The organism is Metallosphaera sedula DSM 5348 (assembly GCF_000016605.1).
GTDB lineage: Archaea > Thermoproteota > Thermoprotei_A > Sulfolobales > Sulfolobaceae > Metallosphaera > Metallosphaera sedula.
The window spans coordinates 227,299-245,333 of record NC_009440.1; the positions used below are offsets into that span (position 1 = coordinate 227,299).

19 protein-coding genes are annotated in these 18,035 nt (G+C 48.9%); 9 read left to right on the forward strand and 10 right to left on the reverse strand.

All coding sequences use genetic code 11. From position 1 onward, the window contains the following. Position 1 precedes the first annotated feature (1 nt). From MSED_RS01400 to MSED_RS01410, 3 genes are all read right to left on the reverse strand, one after another. On the reverse strand, positions 2 to 1,177 hold the full coding sequence (locus tag MSED_RS01400) for a thiolase domain-containing protein (protein WP_011921415.1): 1,176 nt from the start codon (positions 1,175 to 1,177) through the stop codon (positions 2 to 4). Next, a complete protein-coding gene (locus MSED_RS01405) occupies positions 1,174 to 2,292 on the reverse strand; it encodes a thiolase domain-containing protein (protein WP_011921416.1) in 1,119 nt (372 codons plus the stop codon). The genes MSED_RS01400 and MSED_RS01405 overlap by 4 nt, the downstream gene beginning before the upstream one ends. 101 nt (positions 2,293 to 2,393) lie before the next feature. After that, a complete protein-coding gene (locus tag MSED_RS01410; protein ID WP_011921417.1) occupies positions 2,394 to 3,464 on the reverse strand; it encodes an acyl-CoA dehydrogenase family protein in 1,071 nt (356 codons plus the stop codon). A gap of 92 nt (positions 3,465 to 3,556) precedes the next feature. Between MSED_RS01410 and MSED_RS01415 the strand changes: the two genes are divergently transcribed. Continuing rightward, positions 3,557 to 3,907, forward strand: a complete 351-nt coding sequence (locus MSED_RS01415) for a PaaI family thioesterase (RefSeq protein WP_011921418.1) — start codon at positions 3,557 to 3,559, stop codon at positions 3,905 to 3,907. Positions 3,908 to 4,189: 282 nt separating this feature from the next. On the opposite strand, the gene MSED_RS01420 is transcribed toward MSED_RS01415, so the two are convergent. Further along, a complete protein-coding gene (locus tag MSED_RS01420) occupies positions 4,190 to 5,353 on the reverse strand; it encodes an acyl-CoA dehydrogenase family protein (protein ID WP_011921419.1) in 1,164 nt (387 codons plus the stop codon). Positions 5,354 to 5,683: 330 nt separating this feature from the next. Here MSED_RS01420 and MSED_RS01425 point away from each other — a divergent pair, with 330 nt between their 5' ends. From MSED_RS01425 to MSED_RS01460, 8 genes are all read left to right on the forward strand, one after another. Further along, complete coding sequence (locus tag MSED_RS01425) at positions 5,684 to 6,937, forward strand: acetyl ornithine aminotransferase family protein (protein WP_011921420.1); 1,254 nt, start codon at positions 5,684 to 5,686, stop codon at positions 6,935 to 6,937. Positions 6,938 to 6,946: 9 nt separating this feature from the next. Beyond that, the gene (locus MSED_RS01430) at positions 6,947 to 8,143 is read left to right on the forward strand and encodes an acyl-CoA dehydrogenase family protein (RefSeq protein WP_011921421.1); all 1,197 of its coding nucleotides are present in this window, start codon (positions 6,947 to 6,949) and stop codon (positions 8,141 to 8,143) included. Continuing rightward, positions 8,140 to 10,395: a xanthine dehydrogenase family protein molybdopterin-binding subunit gene (locus MSED_RS01435; RefSeq protein ID WP_011921422.1), complete on the forward strand. Its 2,256-nt coding sequence runs from the start codon at positions 8,140 to 8,142 to the stop codon at positions 10,393 to 10,395. Before MSED_RS01430 ends, MSED_RS01435 begins: the two co-directional genes overlap by 4 nt. Before the next feature lie 80 nt (positions 10,396 to 10,475). After that, a complete protein-coding gene (locus MSED_RS01440; RefSeq protein WP_011921423.1) occupies positions 10,476 to 11,762 on the forward strand; it encodes an MmgE/PrpD family protein in 1,287 nt (428 codons plus the stop codon). After that, on the forward strand, positions 11,749 to 12,573 hold the full coding sequence (gene prpB, locus MSED_RS01445) for a methylisocitrate lyase (protein ID WP_011921424.1): 825 nt from the start codon (positions 11,749 to 11,751) through the stop codon (positions 12,571 to 12,573). The genes MSED_RS01440 and prpB overlap by 14 nt, the downstream gene beginning before the upstream one ends. Before the next feature lie 33 nt (positions 12,574 to 12,606). Beyond that, a complete protein-coding gene (locus tag MSED_RS01450) occupies positions 12,607 to 13,032 on the forward strand; it encodes a CBS domain-containing protein (RefSeq protein ID WP_011921425.1) in 426 nt (141 codons plus the stop codon). Between the two features lies 1 nt (position 13,033). Next, positions 13,034 to 14,170 (forward strand): citrate synthase, encoded by a 1,137-nt coding sequence (gene gltA, locus MSED_RS01455; RefSeq protein ID WP_011921426.1) that lies wholly within the window; start codon positions 13,034 to 13,036, stop codon positions 14,168 to 14,170. 51 nt (positions 14,171 to 14,221) lie between these two features. Then, entirely contained in the window at positions 14,222 to 14,779 is a 558-nt protein-coding gene (locus tag MSED_RS01460; protein ID WP_011921427.1) for a hypothetical protein, read from the forward strand. On the opposite strand, the gene MSED_RS01465 is transcribed toward MSED_RS01460, so the two are convergent. From MSED_RS01465 to MSED_RS01490, 6 genes are all read right to left on the reverse strand, one after another. Next, positions 14,776 to 15,231: a hypothetical protein gene (locus MSED_RS01465; protein ID WP_011921428.1), complete on the reverse strand. Its 456-nt coding sequence runs from the start codon at positions 15,229 to 15,231 to the stop codon at positions 14,776 to 14,778. The two genes, MSED_RS01460 and MSED_RS01465, sit on opposite strands and share 4 nt — an antisense overlap. After that, on the reverse strand, positions 15,228 to 15,530 hold the full coding sequence (locus MSED_RS01470) for a hypothetical protein (protein ID WP_011921429.1): 303 nt from the start codon (positions 15,528 to 15,530) through the stop codon (positions 15,228 to 15,230). The genes MSED_RS01465 and MSED_RS01470 overlap by 4 nt, the downstream gene beginning before the upstream one ends. 106 nt (positions 15,531 to 15,636) lie before the next feature. Continuing rightward, entirely contained in the window at positions 15,637 to 16,038 is a 402-nt protein-coding gene (locus MSED_RS01475; RefSeq protein ID WP_011921430.1) for a hypothetical protein, read from the reverse strand. Between the two features lie 43 nt (positions 16,039 to 16,081). Continuing rightward, complete coding sequence (locus MSED_RS01480) at positions 16,082 to 16,495, reverse strand: hypothetical protein (protein ID WP_011921431.1); 414 nt, start codon at positions 16,493 to 16,495, stop codon at positions 16,082 to 16,084. Between the two features lie 77 nt (positions 16,496 to 16,572). Further along, positions 16,573 to 16,767: a hypothetical protein gene (locus MSED_RS01485; protein WP_374108018.1), complete on the reverse strand. Its 195-nt coding sequence runs from the start codon at positions 16,765 to 16,767 to the stop codon at positions 16,573 to 16,575. A 113-nt stretch (positions 16,768 to 16,880) separates the two neighbouring features. Further along, entirely contained in the window at positions 16,881 to 17,855 is a 975-nt protein-coding gene (locus tag MSED_RS01490) for a Rieske 2Fe-2S domain-containing protein (protein ID WP_048060227.1), read from the reverse strand. Positions 17,856 to 18,035: the final 180 nt, after the last annotated feature.

An 18,035-nucleotide genomic window follows, 5' to 3' on the forward strand; every position in this document is an offset into this window, starting at 1 on the left:
CTCAATTTCTCATAACCATGACCGTGGAGGCCTGCATTAGGTCACCCCACGCCTGGGCTACGCCAGTGTGAACTGGCCTTTTCACCTGCATCTTCCCAGCTGTTCCCTTAAGTTGCCAGTAAATGCTAATGACCTTCATTAGTCCTGCTGCAGCTATGGGGTTCCCAACTCCTAGAAGTCCTCCTGAGGGGCTACTGGGTATATCCCCGTCCTTATCGAAGAACCCTTCCTTCAGAAGTAGGGGTGCCTCGCCTCTCTTGGCTAGCATGAGGCCCTCCAGGTGATGAAGTTCCTTATAATCGAAGGGATCATATGGCTCCACGACGTCTATCTCCTTCTGAGGTCTCTCTATCCCTGCCATCCTGTAGGCCATCCTAGCTGCGTTCTCAAGGTATCTGGGATACGCAAGTTCCCTGTTGGGCCAAGAGGTGTTATCGAGGGTCCATCCAACTCCCTCAACCCATATGGGGGTATCAGTGTATCTCCTCGCAATGTCACCGTCCACGAAAACCATGGCAGCTGCCCCATCACTAACTGGGCTTACGTCTAGAAGTTGCACTGGCCACACTAGAACCTCGCTTCTCAGCACATCGTCCACGGTGATTTCTCCCCCCAGTTGTGCATAGGGATTGCTTGCAGCGTTCCTCTTGTTCTTCACCGAGACTAGGGCAATCTCTTCCTTGCTCACCTTGTTCACGAACATGTATCTGTGCATCTCCATGGCGAAGATCCAGATTAGGTTGGGGTTCAGGGGTTTCTCCGTGATTGGATCCCAGATGTACCTAAAAACGGCTTGGGGATGGGGCCTACCTGTACTCATCTTTTCCTCTGCCACAGCGAGCACTTTCTTGCACATCCCGCTGGCCACGTGGTACCATCCTGCAATGGCCGTCATGACCCCCGTTGCTCCTCCAACGTATACCCTGCTACTGGGTCTCATTACCCCTCCCGCTCCGTGTGCCAGGTATTCCCCCTTCATGTGAACTCCGTCGAAGGCATCTGGTGCGCTCCCAATTACCACACAGTCTATGTCCCTAAGTTCCAGGCCAGCCTCATCAAGGGCTCTCCTAGAGGCCTCCCAGGCCATTTCCTGTGGTGTCTCCAACATCCTCCTTCTGAAGGGTGTCATTCCCGCACCTATCGCCGCGACCCTCCTGAACTTTAGGTTGGTCTTCATCTCTGCATCACCGCCACTCCTCCTGTGAACGTGGGAATTCCCCTCCAACTCGCCACAATGGCTGAACTCGCCCCCTCCCTCATGTACTCCACAGCGTCAAGTACCAGGGAGAGTCCAGATGCCTCTAGGGGATACCCCTTGGCCAGATGCCCTCCCTTCGGGTTAACTGGCAGGTAACTTCCCTCATGGAAATATCCCTCCCTGAACTTCTCCGCAACGTTAGTAACACCAAGGGCCTCCACGTGTTGGAGCTCCTTGTAACTGTACCTATCATCTACGAACAGGCCGTTGACCTTAAGGGGTGACTCCAGTCTCGCCATACTAAATGCCAGGGAGGATGCCTTTCTCGTGTAAAGGGCATCACCTAGCCTGGCCAGCTCCAGGTTGGAGTTATCCGTGGCAAACCCTATTCCCGTGATCCAGATGGGCGTGTCGTTAAACTTCCTCGCGAAGGTTTCAGAGGCTAAGACCACGACCACGGCTCCGTCTACGGGACGTGCTATGTCCACGCGGGTCAGGGGGTAAACAACAGCCTCTTGCGAGAGAACGTCCTCCTTAGACAGGAGTGAGGCGTGGGGTGCCCTACCAGTCTTGAGCCCGCTGGCCCTATTCTTTATTACAACCTCCGCCAAGTCCTCCCTAGACACTCCGGTTCTGTGCATGAACTTCGTCGCATCTAAGCCAGCTATGAAGTGATAGTTGGGGATCTTAGCCTCCCTAACGTAAACGGGATCCATGGCTAACTCCACGATCTCGGGAAAGGTGAGAATGTCGCTGGGTTTAGCGTGGGACTCAACCACCACGACGTCGGCTACTCCGGAGTTGATCAACATGAACCCGTGTGCCAACCCCTGAAGTCCGTCACCTGCAACTGTCATCGTGGGTCTCATTGCTCCTCCCACGGGGTCAGGGGCAAACTCGTCTGAGATCGAGATGCCCTCCCAGAAATCCTCCTGGCAAGAGATGAATGCGTCCACCTGTTCCCTAGGGTTCATTCCACCTGCGTCGTAAAATGCTCTCTGAGCAGCCTCAAACATCATCTCCCTGAACGAGAGATCATGGACGTTAGTGGAGAACCCGTACCACCCGATTCCCACAATACCTACGTTCTCCACTATCCCACATGATAATTATGTTTAAAATCCTATATAAAATCTGCTTATTTTTACAAGATTATAAAAGTGCACTTAAAAAGATTTAAAAAATTATAACTAGATTAAAGCTCGTGGACAAGATCTTCTATGTGTCTTGAGAGGATTATTCTTTGAACCTCGTCTGTTCCCTCCCCTATTCTGGTTAACCTCACGTCCCTATATGCGCGCTCCACCCTAGTCAATTTTGCGTATCCCATCCCACCCATGACTTGGACCATCCTATCTACCACCCTGTTTGCGACTCCCGAGGAGATCAGTTTCAGGGAAGAGATCAGGGGTTCGGCCCTCTTCCAGTCCTTGGTAAAGGCGTTACATGTTGCGTCTAGGAGCGCCTTGACCGATTCCAACTCTGCGATTGAGTCGGAGAACAACCACGCTATCCCCTCGTGCTCCATGAGCCTTTTCCCAAAGGCCTGCCTTTCCTTTGCCCAGTTGTATGCCTCCTCCATGGCACCTAGGGCTAATCCCAGGGAGATTGCGGAAATGGCTATCCTACCTATGGCGAGGGCGTACTTTATTACCTCCCATCCACCTATGAGTTCTCCCTCGCACTCGTTCATCCTTATCCTCGCCGTCCCCGTTCCCCTATTCCCCTGAACCTCGATCTTTTCCCTCTCCATGCACCGGGTGTCCCTCACCAGGAACGCTGAGATCTTCCCCTCGTCGTTCTTAGCTGCGACCAAGAACACGTTGGCGTAAAGTCCTTGAGTTATCCACATCTTTTCCCCGTCAATCTTCCAGGTACCGTTAACCTTTCTCGCTGTTGATCTCATGGCAGACGTGTCGGATCCGCAACACGGCTCGCTCAGGGCGAATGAGCCCAGGATCTTGCCCTCTGCTATCTTCTCTGTGAGGTCGTTATCCCTTCCATACCTTCTAAGGGGAGCGTTCACGAGTTCCCCCTGGACATCCTGTATGAGCGCCACTGAACCACTAACCTTGGCTATCTCCTCCAAGCAGAGCATGGAGTCCAAGAGTTCTGCACCGTGGTGAAGGGGATCCAGGATCCCAAGTTCTCCCATCTTCGAGATTAGATCCCGAGGGTAGAAGTCATCCCTATCAATCTTATCGGCAACCCTCAGGATCTCCCTCCTGGCGAAGTCTGAGACTGTGGAGATCAGAAGCTCATCCATTGATAATTATAGATGTAAAAACATTTAAACATGTATTTTGTGATCTGTGATCGGAAAAGTAACGTTTTATAAGGAATTGAAGTGTGTTTATCATGTTCCCAGAGTTATTGGGTATAAGAAAGGAAGAGGAAAGGGAAGGATACGTTAAGATGTCCATGGTCACACAGGAGAACCAGGTTAACGTTCACGGTACCATACACGGAGCGGTCATCTTCGCGTTAATTGATTCCGCGTTTGAGGTAATCAGTAACCAAGGAAGGAGGGCGATGGCGCTGAACGTCGAGGTAAATTACAGGAGGCCGGTGAACCCGGGGGAAAGACTTGTGGCTGAAGCGTGGCCCGAGTCCCTGGGGAGAACAACCTCGGTGTACAGGATAAGGGTCACAAACGGTGAGGGAAAGGTTGTGGCGATTGCTACGGCATTATCATACAGCGGGTCTTGATCTCAAGTTCTCGTCACTTGAAATGGACCTGTACAGAAGGTTTTTGTGCAGATGTGGCCTTGCTTCTCAGGTTCCCTGAGTCTTCATGGGCAAAGCGTGGCCTAGCGTCATCGGGACTTGCTAGGAATCAACGAATGACCATTTAGATACCTAGATCGTTAAGTAAAGGCTTATCGCGATGAACTAGGAGAAATCTTTTACCTAATCAGAGATTCAAGTGGGTAGATTCCCGATCTAAGAGTATAGGAACAGAAAGCCTAGCCTCTTGAGGTAAGGAGTCTGCTAGTCCTTGAAAAGTCTCCTGGATATGATCAGCTTCATCACGTTCATCGCTCCCTCTGCCCCTACCAAGTATGAGACTATTCCCCTGAATCCCATTTCCACAAGGGCATCCTTGGAGTAACCATATGCCCCCATCCACATCATTACCGACTTCGCTATATCAAAGGCTACCTGAGGTGCAGTGAGCTTGCTCATGGCCGCAAGCATGGCCGTCTCATCGGAGTTGGGCTCCCTATCCATCATCCAAGCTGCCTTGTAGTTGAGGAGCTTCGCCATCTCTAGCCTTGTTTTCAGCTCCGCAGCCTCGAAGGCTATTGCCTCGAAATCCTTCAGCTTGGTGGAGAAAACTTCCCTTTGCTTCACGTACTCTAGTCCCATCTCTAGGATTGCCTCAGCTGCCCCTATGCACGCACCAGCTACTAACACTCTAGCGTGATTGAAACCATCCATGGCGTAGTAGAAACCCCTATTAAGTTCCCCAACGAGGTTTCCCTCAGGAACCTCAGCATTCACATATCTCATGGTCCCTGTTGAGATACCCATTCTGCCCATGTTCTCTATCTTAGATATCTCTATACCCTGGGTAGAGGTAGGGACAAAGAACATGGAAATCCCCCTATGGCCCGCCTCGGGGTTAGTCTTAGCCAGGGTCAGATGTCCTCCACCCCAGTTGTAGGCCTCAAGTACGCCACTTATGTAGATCTTCTGCCCATTTAGCACGAATTTTCTGTCCCTCCTGGTGGCAAGTGTTCTTATCCCAGCAACGTCGCTTCCTCCAGTGGGCTCAGTTGAGGCAACCCCCAGGAACCAGTCGCCTGAGATTACCTTGGGGAGAACTGCCTCCCTAAGACTCTTTGACCCGTACCTGTCTAGGACGTAACCCCAACCGCTTTCCAGGAGGAAATACACCGCTGTGGCCATGCTGAAGTCTGCCCTAGCTATCTCCTCAGATGCTATTGTGGACAGGAGAAACCCAGCCCCCTGACCACCCACGTCCTGAGACGCCGTCATGGCCCATATTCCCAGGGAGGAAGCCTTCTTAACGAACTCCCTAGGTATTCCCTCTCTATCAATCTTGCCCACTAGGGGTCTGAGTTCCTTCTGGAGAAACTCCCTGAGGTTCTCACGAAATAGCGATTCCTCCTCCGAGAACGAGAAGTCCATATAATTATATTATTCAGAAAGTTATAAAAGTATAGGGATGATTGAAAGGTTTCAGTTTCGCTTTATACGTGTTTTGTAATCTTCTCTACGTGGGGAATCGAGAGCGACTTGATAACCCATTAAACCGACGTTTAGCTCACGAAGGGCGATTTTAGTAGGTTTCAGGGCCCTGCTCATCTAGAATCATTTAGAGTGCATACTCTAGGCGTTCCAAAAGTCAAATACACAAGAACTCCTGAGTCACATACTATTTTCAAATTCTATTATTACACTGAACTACATGCAATTTTAAACGAGTAGATTTATATTGATAATGATAAATATATATTCATGAGCCTAGCTTCAAGGATAATAGAAGAGGATTCAAGGTATCTAATGCAGTCCTTCAGCAGATGGTATCCCCTGGTGATTGAACGTGCCAAGGGATCCCTAGTGTATGACGTGGATGGAAAGGAGTACATTGACATGAATGCAGGCATAGGGGTAATGGCCCTGGGACACGGCAACGAGAAGATCATCCGCGCCGTTCAAGAGCAGATGAACAAGTTTTTCCACTATAGCCTAACCGACTTCTATTACGACCTAGCTGTAAGGGTAGCCCGCAAGCTGGTATCACTCGTGGGATTTCAGGGTAAGGTGTTTTACGCCAACAGTGGCACGGAGAGTGTGGAAGCCAGCCTGAAGATAGCCAGGGGTCACACTGGGAGGCAGTACATCATAGGTTTCACTAACTCATTTCACGGAAGAACATTCGGATCCATGTCCTTCACCTCAAGTAAATCGGTGCAAAGATCTGCGTTCTCACCACTTTTACCCTCCACTCTCCTGGTTCCATACCCTGACAGACATAACCCGCTTTGCCGAGAGGATTGCGCCAACGCAGTTCTGGAATACATTGAGGATTGGGTCCTGAAGAAGATCGTGGACCCCAACGACGTTGCGGGTTTCCTCCTGGAACCTATTCAGGGGGAGGGAGGAATCATCGTCCCCCCAAGGGAGTTCCTTCAAGGTCTCCAGAGGATAGCGAGGAAGAACGGGATTCTCCTCATCCTAGATGAGGTCCAGACTGGAATAGGCAGGACAGGAAAGATGTTTGCCTTTGAGCATTTTGGTGTGGAGCCGGATCTGATATGTCTGGCCAAGGCCCTTGGGGGAGGCTTACCCTTGGGGGCAGTGGTGGGGAGGAGTGAGGTCATGGACCTCCCAAGAGGTTCCCATGCCAACACGTTCGGGGGAAATGCCCTAGCCCTGGCCGCGGCCGAGGTCGTGCTAGAGGAGGTTCCAGGGCTTCTAGGAAGGGTTAACTCCCTGGGTAAAATGATCGTGGACATTCTAGGCTCCACGAAGTCCAGATACGTGGAGGAGATTAGGGGTATGGGTCTCATGATAGGAGTAGACCTAAGGAGAGATGGGGAACCCTATGAGGAGGGGCTCGAGAAGGTTCTGAGGAGATCCTTCGAAAGAGGAGTACTCGCCATAGGAGCAGGTGAATCAGTAGTGAGATTACTTCCTCCCCTCGTGATAGAGGAAGAACTTGCTCAGAGGGGTAGCTCTATAATAAGGGAGGAAATAGATAGGTTATAGGTGATCTAGATGGTGTTCCCGTTCAAGGGACTTGAGGATTTCAAAATAGATCTAGACCAGGATCACGAACTCCTACGAACAACCATAAGAGACTTCCTTGAGAGAGAGGTACAGAACAGGGTGGAGGAGGGAGAAAGGAAGGGAGATCTGGGAGAGGTTAGGGAGAAGATAAAGGAGCTAGGACTAAATGGACTAGACGTTCCGCAGGAGTATGGGGGAGCTGGTGGAGATTACCTTTCACTTCTCGTTGCCACAGAGGAGATTAGCAGGATTTGGCCCTCCCTCTCCACCTTCTTCTTGATAAATTGGATGTTCACCAGCGCACTGCTCCGATTTGGGGGGAAGGATATCAAGGAGAGATACGTGCCTCCAGTTGCTAGGGGAGAAAAGATCGCGGCGTTTGCGAACACTGAGCCTGGAGCTGGTACCGACGTTGCTGGGATGTCCTCAGTAGCCAAGAAGGTTAACGGCGGTTATGTTCTGACAGGAAAGAAGATATTTATTACGAGTGGAGACCTTGCCGATTACATTATTGTTACCGCAAGGACTTCCCCTCCATCTGAGCAAAGGTGGAAGGGAATCACCATGTTCGTCGTCGAGAGGGATTTCCCAGGCTTCAAGGTTGAGAGCAGGATTGATACCACAGGACTCAAGGCGTCTCATACAACTGAGATTTCCTTCAATGAGGTTAAGGTACCTGAGGAGAACGTAGTTGGGGAGGTCGGACAGGGATTCAAGTACGCTGTCTCATCCTTTGACTACGCAAGGACCATAGTTGCCTCTCAGGCCCTGGGCATAGGTCAGGCTGCCCTCGAGAAGATGGTGAGGTACTCAATGGACAGGAAAAGTTTTGGACAGAGCATAGCAGGTTTTCAGATGGTTCAACAAAAGGTGTCAGAGTCCATGGCAGACTTAACAACCACGAGGCTGTTAGTTTACTGGGCTGGCTCCCTTTACAAGAGGGGAATGGAGAATGAGTATATCATGGCCGCCTCCTTGGCCAAGTTCTTCGCTACAGAGGCGGCGGAAAGAATAGTGTTAAGGGCCATGACAGTTCACGGCGGATACGGAGTCACCACGTCTACGGGTCTTGAGAGGATGCTTAGGGACATTCAGATTCTCAAGACCTACGAGGGAACCAACGACATTCAGAGGGTCTCCGCAGCGAGACACTTCTACAGGAAGTTCATGGGGCTAAACGTATGATAGGGAAGCCCGTAAGGAGGTTAGAGGATCCAAGGCTGATCTCCGGAAGAGGAAGATTCATAGACGACATTCACCTCCCGGGCGAGCTCTTCCTGGGGGTCATAAGGTCTCCGTATCCACGAGCTAGATTTCGGGTTAATGGCAAGGAGGTTGAAGTCATCACCCAAGCAGACCTAAAGACCAATCCCTTACCCAATTTCTTCTTTGAGTCTGCACCAAAGGAGTATCCCTTGGCTATTGACGAGGCCAGATACGTGGGAGAACCCGTGGCACTTGTTGTGGGAAGAGATAGGTATGAGGCGGAGGACTTAAAGGAGATGGTCGAAGTAGAGTACGACCCTCTTCCGCCTGTGGAAAGTGCTAGGGAAGCCCTAACAGGAAAAATCCTCGTCCACCAGGAATTAGGGACGAACCTAGTCTACAGGGACTCCTTTGAGTATGGGCAACCACCCTCTTCCTTTAAGACGGTTGAGAAGACCTTTCGCGTCAACAGGATTTCCCCTATGCCTCTTGAGACCAATGGTGTAATAGCAGATTACTCTCCGGTAGACGAAAGCCTCACTGTCTACGCCAACACTCAGGTCCCTCAGGTGTTTAGGACAGCTCTCAGCATAGTCTTCCAGATACCCAGGAGTAGAATCAGGATAATAGTTCCAGACTCAGGGGGCGGTTTTGGAGGGAAAATTTTCCTGAAGCCTTTGGTGCTCGCAACCATGGCCTCTATGGTAACTGGAAGACCTGTAAAGTATATTGAGACTAGAACCGAGCACGTCATCTCAGCCGTACAGGGCCCTGACAGGGAGTACCAAGCTAGGATAATGTACAAGGATGGGGAGATCCTAGGAATGGAGGTTGACCTCCTGGAGAACTTCGGAGCTTACATGCATACCTACCAACCGCTCCCCATCCTGAGGCAGATATACCACCTCACGGGGGCATACAACGTTCAGTATCTCAAGTTCAACGTGAACGGAGTCCTCACCAACATGCCTCCCACGGGACCCTATAGGGGTCTGGGAATTCCCCCTGCGGTACTGGTTCTAGAGAACTTGGTAAGTTCCGTGTCTAGGAGGGAGAAGACCACACAATGGGAGATCAGGAAGAGGAACTTCATCAAGTCACTCCCTCACACCACGATCACGGGCGCAATTTATGACAGCGGGGATTACGAGAAGTCGCTGGAGGTATTGAGGGAGGCCCTAGGTGACAAGGGACCAGGCTTGACCGGAATGGGCGTAGCCTTTGCCCTGGAACCTGGCTCGTCGCTGGCCTTTCAGACTCTAGTGGTAAAGAAGGCTAGGACCCCCTACTACGAGGGAGTCTATATCAAGATGGATAGCGGTGGAGACATTACTGTCTCACTGAGCACCAATTCCATGGGTACAGGTCACGAAACCTCCGTAGCCCAGGTTGTCTCCCACGTCCTAGGAGTCCCCATGGATAAGATAAGGGTTATTCTAGGCGATACCTCAGGACCTCCGGGAACAGGATTTTACGGTAGCAGGTTCTCCGTGGTCTCCATAAGTGCCGTGTACAAGGCATCAATCAAACTTAGGGAAAGGATCAGGGAGCTGGTAGCCCAGGTCCTCAACGTTGAGGTGGATAAGGTTGAGATAAGGGACGGAACTGTGAGGGTAGGAAACAGGAGTTTCCCCGTGGAGGAGGTTGCGAACCTTGTGTATAACAGGTATCATTCACCGCTTGATGATATGGGAATAGAGGCGACAGAGGTGTTCAACTCCCCTAACGTGAACGTTGCGGATGAGAAGAGGAGGGTAAACTTCTCCTCAACCTATGGCGTTAACGCCCATGGGGCCATAATAGAGGTAGACCCCAATACCGGTTTCATCAAGATCAAGAAATACGTCGTGGTGAGCGATAGCGGTAACCTGATTAACCCCCTTATCGTTGACGGCCAACTCATGGGCGGAACTGCAATGGGAATAGGGGCCTCTCTCCTTGAGGTTATAAGGTACGTCTCGGGAGTCCCCCAGCAGATCAATCTCGCAGATTACTGGATGCCCACCGCACTGGAAGTACCTAGAATGGAGATAAGGCATCTAGTCTCCCCCTCACCCTTCACTCCCCTGGGCACGAAGGGAGTTGCTGAGGGAGGCGCGACTGTTCCCTATGCGGTTCTAGTTAACGCCCTGGAGGACGCCTTGGGTATCACGCTGGACAGGGTGGAAGTTCCCATAACGCCAGAGTTCGTCCTTGAGCAACTGGAGAGGAGGGCGGTTAAAGCAATTTAGTTTTCTCAAAGGTTTAAGCATCCAGGACATTTCTAGATTTTTTCGGTAATGCTTTAAATCTTAACGAGAAATGTTAAAGTATGGAGCTCGCTGAAGTTTTCTCAGAATTCGCTACCTCAACCTCGTACTCCGACCTTCCCGAGAAGTCGGTGCACGAGGCGAAAAGGAGGGTTCTTGACTCCCTTGCGGTGGCCTACGCTTCAACGTCGTCACCGCCAGCTGAGGTCGTCAGAAAGGCAATTCCAAGTTTTCAGGGACAGGGCTTGCTCCTAGGGGGAGGAAACTCTTCCCCAGACATGGCTGCGTTCTACAACACCCTCCTCATCAGGTATCTGGACTTCAATGATACCTATCTTTCCCTTGAACCTCTCCATCCCTCTGACATGATTGGCGGTCTCCTTGCAGTTAACCCTAGGCTAAGCGGAAAGGAATTGATAAGGGCTATCGTTTTAGGGTATGAGGTTTCCACTAGGCTATGCGATTCCACGTCCCTTAGGAAAAAGGGATACGACCACGTAAATTTCCTCCAGGTTGGGTCGGCAGTGGCACTTGGAGTGGCCTTGGGTCTTAACAAGGAGCAATTGGTGAACGCAATCTCGATCACCACTGTGCCACACGTGGCCCTCCGGGAAACTCGTTCAGGAAGTCTTAGTATGTGGAAAGCTGGGGCAACCGCTGAGGCAGTGAGGAACTCCGTCTTTGCTGTGCTCTTGGCAAAGGCTGGATTCACGGGTCCTTCGACTCCCTTTTCAGGGAAGATGGGATTCAGGAACGTAATTGCACCGGACATGTCAGATGCCCCCTTCAAGAGCCTGGGGACCACCAAGATCCTAGAGACGTACATAAAGAAATATCCTGTGGAGTATCACGCTCAAGCAGCTGTTGAGGCAGGTATCAAGTTAAGGAAACAGCTGATGGGGGATATAACCAAGGTAACCGTGGAGACCTATGAGGCTGGAAGGACTATCCTAGCTGACGAGGGAAAGTGGGATCCTAAGAACAAGGAAACCGCTGATCACAGCCTTCCCTTCATAGTAGCAGTCACCCTGCTAACTGGTAAGTTCTGGCTCGATGCATACGATCTTGTGGGGGATCCCAAGGTCACGGAACTCATGAAGAAGATTGAGGTCGTGGAGAACGAGGAGTACACCAAGGTCTACCCTAGCGAGCTACCCACCAAGATAGTGGTGAAGACCACCTCTGGTACTTTCTCAGAGGAGGTTAGAATTCCTAGGGGTCACCACAAGAACCCCATGAGCGACGAGGAGGTGGAGGAAAAGGCAATGAAACTGGGTCTAGGGAAGGACATCGTGAATAAGATCTGGAACCTGGAGAAAATGGAGGTGAAGGACATTGTCTCTTGGTAAAGAGTTCACCGTAATCCCCGGGATATTCAACCCCTTCACCGCCCTCCTTGCAGAAAGGGTTGGGTTCAAGGCAGTCTATCTCTCAGGTGGAGCCCTTACCTCATCCCTGGGATTGCCTGATATAGGGATAATAGACCTCTACGAGTTAGTGGACATGGTTAGGAGGATAAGGGAAGTCACATCTATTCCCATGATCGTGGACGCGGACACAGGTTTCGGAGAGGCAATAAACGTGTACAGAACTGTTTCCCTGCTGGATAGGGCAGGCGCAGACGCGATTCAGATCGAGGATCAGAGGATGCCCAAGAAATGCGGTCACCTGGACGGTAAGGAGGTCATACCTCACTCAGAGATGGTTTCCAAGATTAAGGCTGCTGTGAGAGCTAGGAAAAACGCCAAAATAATAGCAAGGGTGGACTCGAGAGCAATATTCGGGCTTCAGGACGCCATAGAGAGGGCTAAGGCTTACCTAGATGCTGGGGCAGACATAATTTTCCCGGAAGCTCTGCAGTCCAAGGAGGAGTTTAGAGAGTTCGCTAAGGCAGTGAATGCTCCCCTTCTTGCTAACATGACTGAGTTTGGGAAGACTCCCCTAATAACTGCCAAGGAGTTCCAGGAAATGGGCTACACCTACGTTATCTTTCCCGTAACCATTTTCAGGGTTGCTGCGAAGGCCATGGAGGACGCGCTGAAAACCCTAATGAACGAAGGTACGCAGAAAAATCTCATGGACAAGATGATGACTAGAAAGGAACAGTACGAGGTAATTCATTATGACTTTTATGAGAAGTTAGATAAAGAACTAGCATAACTTTTATTATAATCGAAAGGTAATATATCTATTATGGCGAGTATTGTAAAGCATCTGATAAGTAAAAATCCAGTGTCGGTGGAGAGGGGAACGCCAGTGATCAAGGCCGTTGAGCTCATGGCCTCTCATAACATGGGCTCTGTCATAATTACCAAGGATGGTAAGCTCGCTGGGATAATTACTGAGAGGGACGTGATTAGGGGTATCGCTCGGGGCATAAGCCTCAATCAACCCGTAGAGGAGTTTGGAACCATGAAGGACCTCGTAACGGTGAGAGAAGATGATACCGTGTATACAGCCGTCAAGAAGATGGCCGAGAGAAATCTAAGGCATCTAATCGTGGTAGACCGAGACGGGAACCTGAAGGGAGTGATCTCAGTCAGGGACATAATCAGGGAATCTCACGTGTTGAAGGCAATCTCCCAGGTCGAGGGAGAGGAATTTCCTGGAAGTGATTGAAATGAGCCAGATAAGTAGAGGATTGGAAAACGTATTCATTAAGACAACCTCCTTAACCTACATAGATGGAGAGAACGGGATACTGAGGTACGGAGGATATGATATAGAGGATCTAGTTGAACACACCAGTTTTGAGGAAGTAGTACATCTTATGCTATATGGGGACCTGCCCACTAAACTTCAACTCCAGAGATTGAAGAGTGCATTAGACGAGGCATATGAAGTACCGCAGCAGGTCATTGACATGATATATTCTCTGCCAAGGGATTCGGATGCTGTGGGTATGATGGAAACAGCCTTTTCAGCCCTTTCCTCCATCTACGGAATGCCATGGAACAAGGCCACAAATAGGGATAACGCGGTTAAGCTGGTGGCAAGGGCCTCCACCGTGGTCGCAAACGTGTTAAGGGCAAAGGAGGGAAAGAAACCTGCCATACCTGAGCCCTCTGAGAGCTTCGCTAAGAGCTTTCTAAAGGCCTCATTCTCCAGAACGCCCACAGAGGAAGAGGTTAAGGCAATGGATGCTGCATTAATACTCTACGCAGACCATGAAGTTCCGGCATCCACAACGGCAGCCCTAGTCACCTCGTCAACTCTCTCTGACATTTACTCCTGTGTAGTAGCAGCCCTTGCAGCACTGAAGGGACCCCTACATGGTGGTGCCGCAGAGGAGGCGTTCAAGCAGTTTGTGGAGATTGGAGAGCCTGACATGACTGAGTCATGGTTTAAGAGAAAGATAATCGAGGGCAAGTCCAGGCTAATGGGGTTCGGACACAGGGTATACAAGACCTACGATCCTAGGGCAAAGATATTCAAGAAGTACGCTAAAGTTATCTCGGAGAGGAACAGTGACGCCAGAAAATATTTCGAAATAGCCCAGAAGTTAGAGGAGTTAGGAGTGGAAACCTTCGGTGCCAAGCACATCTACCCGAACACAGATTTCTACTCGGGTGTAGTGTTCTACGCTTTAGGATTCCCAGTCTATATGTTCACTTCCCTGTTCGCCCTTTCCAGGACTCTGGGATGGACAGCTCATGTCATAGAATACGTGGAAGATCAGCATAGACTCATAAGACCTAGGGCCTTGTACGTTGGTCCTCTGAAGAGGGATGTCGTGCCTATAGAATTGAGAGGATAACTTCTTTTTTTGGACTAAAACTCTAATATTCGTTTCTCCTTCTTCATTCTAATGCCGAAGAAACCAAAGCTAAACGTAACCCTCTATGATGGCATTAGAAGAGGTTCACTCGCACTAATACTATTTGCTACCTTTCTCGGAATGTCAGTTGAGAGTGCCAGTTCGTCTCTCTACTTTCTTCCACTCATCATTTCGTATGTGATGTTGTTTCTCTTCGGATGGCTAAATAGGAAGTCCTTCTCCTCTCTAGGTGAAAAGTTTAATCTCTCAGTAAGGCTCTATCCGATTCTTATGGTAGGACTAGTTCTAGGATTCGTATCCTCCGTGTTGGTGGAGATAAGGATAGATCAGCAGATCTTTTCGATAATAGAATTTGTAGGTATTCTTTTGATCCTCAGTTACCTCTTCGAATATTCTCTAGAAATGGTTAGACTTAGCGATGATTTTGGTTCTAAGGGATTGAAGATAGCTTCCGGTATTCTTGCGATCTCAATCCCCATATATCTCATAATTGGCGCAATTCCCTTTGCTATCCTCGTTACTGCCGGCGGAATGTACGCGTATGTGGAAATGACAAAAATAGTTAACCTGTACAAGAGGGATGCCTAGAGCCTGTAGGTGTACCTGGTTTTTGAGGAAGGTATCATGATTAACGATATTATCAGTATAAGTGTCGGTACAAATATTCTAGGTAGTGGAGCAAAATAGTCCAGATATGGGGTAGCGAAGCTCATGTAATATAGGACAATAGAGAGGACCAGTAGGAATATCCCGAGGGCAAGCCATCCCTTCAGATACACGTAGTGGACGAATAACTCTTGCCAGTCTGCCTTGCTCGTTTCAACCATTATGGCCTCTCCCTTCATAAAGGCTAGACTTTTCTTACTCCCCATCATGGCAAACCCATTCATTCTCTTGAAACCCAGCTCTCTAGCTTCCTCATTTCCCTTCTCCACGTTAAATTTCAGGATCCCAGCCAGCTCCTCACTTGCATTTACCTTCTCTATCACGTTCCATTTATCGTCCACTTTCACATGGCCTAAATAACCCTTAACCTTCATTGAGCAGTCACCCCTTGAAAGGCCTCTAAAACCTTGTTCCAGTTGGTTTTTACTGCGTCAACGAAAACCACGTAGTTCCCCATAACTGCTATACCAAGGTTATCAAGAATCATTGCGAAACCTAACAAGTCTCCCATGTCAAGTTTCTTGGCCTCATCCTGACCTATCTTGAAGTTCTCCTTGATAAAGGCCTGCAACTTGTTCAGGTCGATGTTAATGTCTTCTCCAGTAATCTTCATCATGCCTTGGTCCTCCACTCTGTATACGGCCCTCAATCCAGGAATGATCTCAAATCCCATTTCTATCTAATGAAATATTGGCTTTTTAACTTTTAAACCTTTCTTAGTTAACATAATGTTAGTTTTTAACTGTATTTTTAAAAAATAATATCGTAACAAGATTAAGTTAATAGAATATACATGCAGTGGAGCAAATGTAAGCACCAACGAAGGCTAGTGCCATAAGATATGAAAAGCTGTAGTTTATGGTGCTGTAGAACAGAAGTCCACCGGCTGCGGCTATGGCAATAAACACTGCGTTGAGCAGTCCCAGAAGCCTTAACCCTCTCCTGCTCTCCTTTGCAGTTGCCGTGTAAAGGGCAAGTCCAAAGAATGCAGTAAGCATAGCAAAGCTAATGTGAGCCGATAGAATAAAGGATTGCCAGCTTGCCTCAATTGGAAACTTGTCATAAAGCAGAGCTGCAGCCCCAGCTATGAAGGCTCCAGTCATGAATATGGTCTCCACAATGGCTAGGTTCGTTGTTAGTCTCGACTTGGGTCCAACTCCAATCAGAGCCATGACTATCATGATATATTGGAAAATAAGGTTTTAAAAATTTTTATGTTATCTTTCAGTGAGATAAACAGTAGAAGAGGATTCCCGACGTCGTGAAAAGTGTTCCCACGAAGCCCACAGCCATTCCAAGGGCATAAGACGGATCCACGAAGCCTCCGAAATAGAAGAGTCCCTCAAAGGCAGCCACGAGCACAAACAGGACGTTAAAGAGAGATATTGCCTTTAGTTTGAACTCGTTGGTTCTCATGGCTGCCGCTAAAATGATAATGCTAAGCACTGCCACAGTAATTGCGCCGTATATATGGGCTGTAATTGCTGCCCCAGCTAATCCAAGGTTGAAGATGGGTATCCCCATTCCCGCTGAGTATAGGCCTATTAGGGTAAGTATCTCTAACATCGAGAGCCCTGTGACGTAGTTGTGTCGAGCCACCAGATCCATTAGCTTGTACACTCTGGTCTCGAGACTCATAACTCTCACATAATTTAGGTAAATCTTTAATCTAATAAAGTTTGCATAGCAAAAGTGGTTGGACAAGCGTGGAAAAATTAACTAAATCTTTTGAAAACAACAATAAAGATACCTGACATCAACAGGATGTAAAGCGAAACCGCAATCTCAATTGTAATACCGTTCCCTAGGGAGATTCCCGAGAATATGTTGAGAGGGATTGATAGAAGAATGAAGAAAATGATACCCACGGATGTGATTAGGGCTATCATTTTGTCGTTCAACTGGCTCACCTTATGGGCGATGTGTTCCATATCATGTTATAGGCTATGAAAAACGCTATGCCCGCAGTTCCTCCAAATATCATGGCCAATATCATAAACCCTAACTTAGTCATTTTCTCACCTTAGGAGGAGAATGTGTCTCCCTCGTTATTAAGCTTTGAATAGCACTGAGATGGAGTCTGGCCCTTGCTCAAGAGCATCTTTGGACAACCAGTTTGCTCATTATACGAGGATAAATATGCGAAGCTCGCTAGGTCTGAGGGCTGCCCCATGATTACTGGAGCCTTTAGGTTCATTCCTACAGCGTAAAGGTAGTCTGTATTCTGGTCCCAGTAGAGCTCCACATAGGGTAGAGGTCTCTGAGTTGGCCCCGTCAGGACTGCGGCTCCCTTGGAAGGATCATAGGTAGAGCCGTGGCAGTCACAATGTATCACGGAGGGTGCACCTGCATTTTGTGCTGCCTGGTACGCAACGGGTGGAAGATAGTTGGGAGTTACACCTCCCGGAGCAAGGTACTTGGGCGGATAGAAATGAATCTCAGGGGGCTGACAACCTAGGTGCTGACATATTGCGCTAAACGCGACGATGGAGTTGTGAGGTCCTACCCCTCCAGGGAAGGTATAGGTGCTACCATCCTCGGGAATCACAACATTAGTTGAGGGAATCGCCACAGGGTTGTCGTTTGCGTCACCCATGTTTATGAGGAAGGTTATGTCTCCCTCCATGGGATACTGGAACAACAGGATGGAGGGATCGTTGACCTGTAGATTAGACGCCTCGATGGGGTTGCCATCAGAATCGACTATAATTATCCATGGAAAGTTTTTGATGTAGACAGGGGGCTGATTAAGATAGGAGATAACGGGGACTGCGCTAGCCACCGCAAGCGCGCCTATCCCAATAAGTATTCCCTTGAGGAACATCCTCCTTCCAGGGCTTAATGGACCTACTTTTTCCTCGGCGTAATTATATAGGTAATCTCTCCCTTTCTCAGCAAACTTTTTCTCGTCGAACTTCGTCTTGGGATCTCGCATTTTTCTTATCAATCTTGTAGCAAAAATGAAATCGTCCCTCTTCAGCGCGAAATGCCTACCCATAACTATCACATTAAATGTTTGTTGAGTGAAAGGTTTAAATATTTTGTTATAATAGATCTTATCAAATTTATCTCTCTTGATCTTTCTGATGAAAACAAAATAAAAATACATAACTAACCATGATAAACCTGAAGTAACATTTAGTTAATTTACGTTTTTGTTAAAACTATTTTTAAAAGA

Coding starts and splice junctions, on each gene's coding strand:
- MSED_RS01400 (WP_011921415.1), bottom strand. CDS start 1,177: ATGAAGACCAACCTAAAGTTCAGGAGGGTCGCGGCGATAGGTGCGGGA.
- MSED_RS01410 (WP_011921417.1), bottom strand. CDS start 3,464: ATGGATGAGCTTCTGATCTCCACAGTCTCAGACTTCGCCAGGAGGGAG.
- MSED_RS01415 (WP_011921418.1), top strand. CDS start 3,557: ATGTTCCCAGAGTTATTGGGTATAAGAAAGGAAGAGGAAAGGGAAGGA.
- MSED_RS01420 (WP_011921419.1), bottom strand. CDS start 5,353: ATGGACTTCTCGTTCTCGGAGGAGGAATCGCTATTTCGTGAGAACCTC.
- MSED_RS01425 (WP_011921420.1), top strand. CDS start 5,684: ATGAGCCTAGCTTCAAGGATAATAGAAGAGGATTCAAGGTATCTAATG.
- MSED_RS01430 (WP_011921421.1), top strand. CDS start 6,947: ATGGTGTTCCCGTTCAAGGGACTTGAGGATTTCAAAATAGATCTAGAC.
- MSED_RS01435 (WP_011921422.1), top strand. CDS start 8,140: ATGATAGGGAAGCCCGTAAGGAGGTTAGAGGATCCAAGGCTGATCTCC.
- MSED_RS01440 (WP_011921423.1), top strand. CDS start 10,476: ATGGAGCTCGCTGAAGTTTTCTCAGAATTCGCTACCTCAACCTCGTAC.
- MSED_RS01450 (WP_011921425.1), top strand. CDS start 12,607: ATGGCGAGTATTGTAAAGCATCTGATAAGTAAAAATCCAGTGTCGGTG.
- gltA (WP_011921426.1), top strand. CDS start 13,034: ATGAGCCAGATAAGTAGAGGATTGGAAAACGTATTCATTAAGACAACC.
- MSED_RS01460 (WP_011921427.1), top strand. CDS start 14,222: ATGCCGAAGAAACCAAAGCTAAACGTAACCCTCTATGATGGCATTAGA.
- MSED_RS01465 (WP_011921428.1), bottom strand. CDS start 15,231: ATGAAGGTTAAGGGTTATTTAGGCCATGTGAAAGTGGACGATAAATGG.
- MSED_RS01470 (WP_011921429.1), bottom strand. CDS start 15,530: ATGGGATTTGAGATCATTCCTGGATTGAGGGCCGTATACAGAGTGGAG.
- MSED_RS01475 (WP_011921430.1), bottom strand. CDS start 16,038: ATGATAGTCATGGCTCTGATTGGAGTTGGACCCAAGTCGAGACTAACA.
- MSED_RS01480 (WP_011921431.1), bottom strand. CDS start 16,495: ATGAGTCTCGAGACCAGAGTGTACAAGCTAATGGATCTGGTGGCTCGA.
- MSED_RS01490 (WP_048060227.1), bottom strand. CDS start 17,855: ATGGGTAGGCATTTCGCGCTGAAGAGGGACGATTTCATTTTTGCTACA.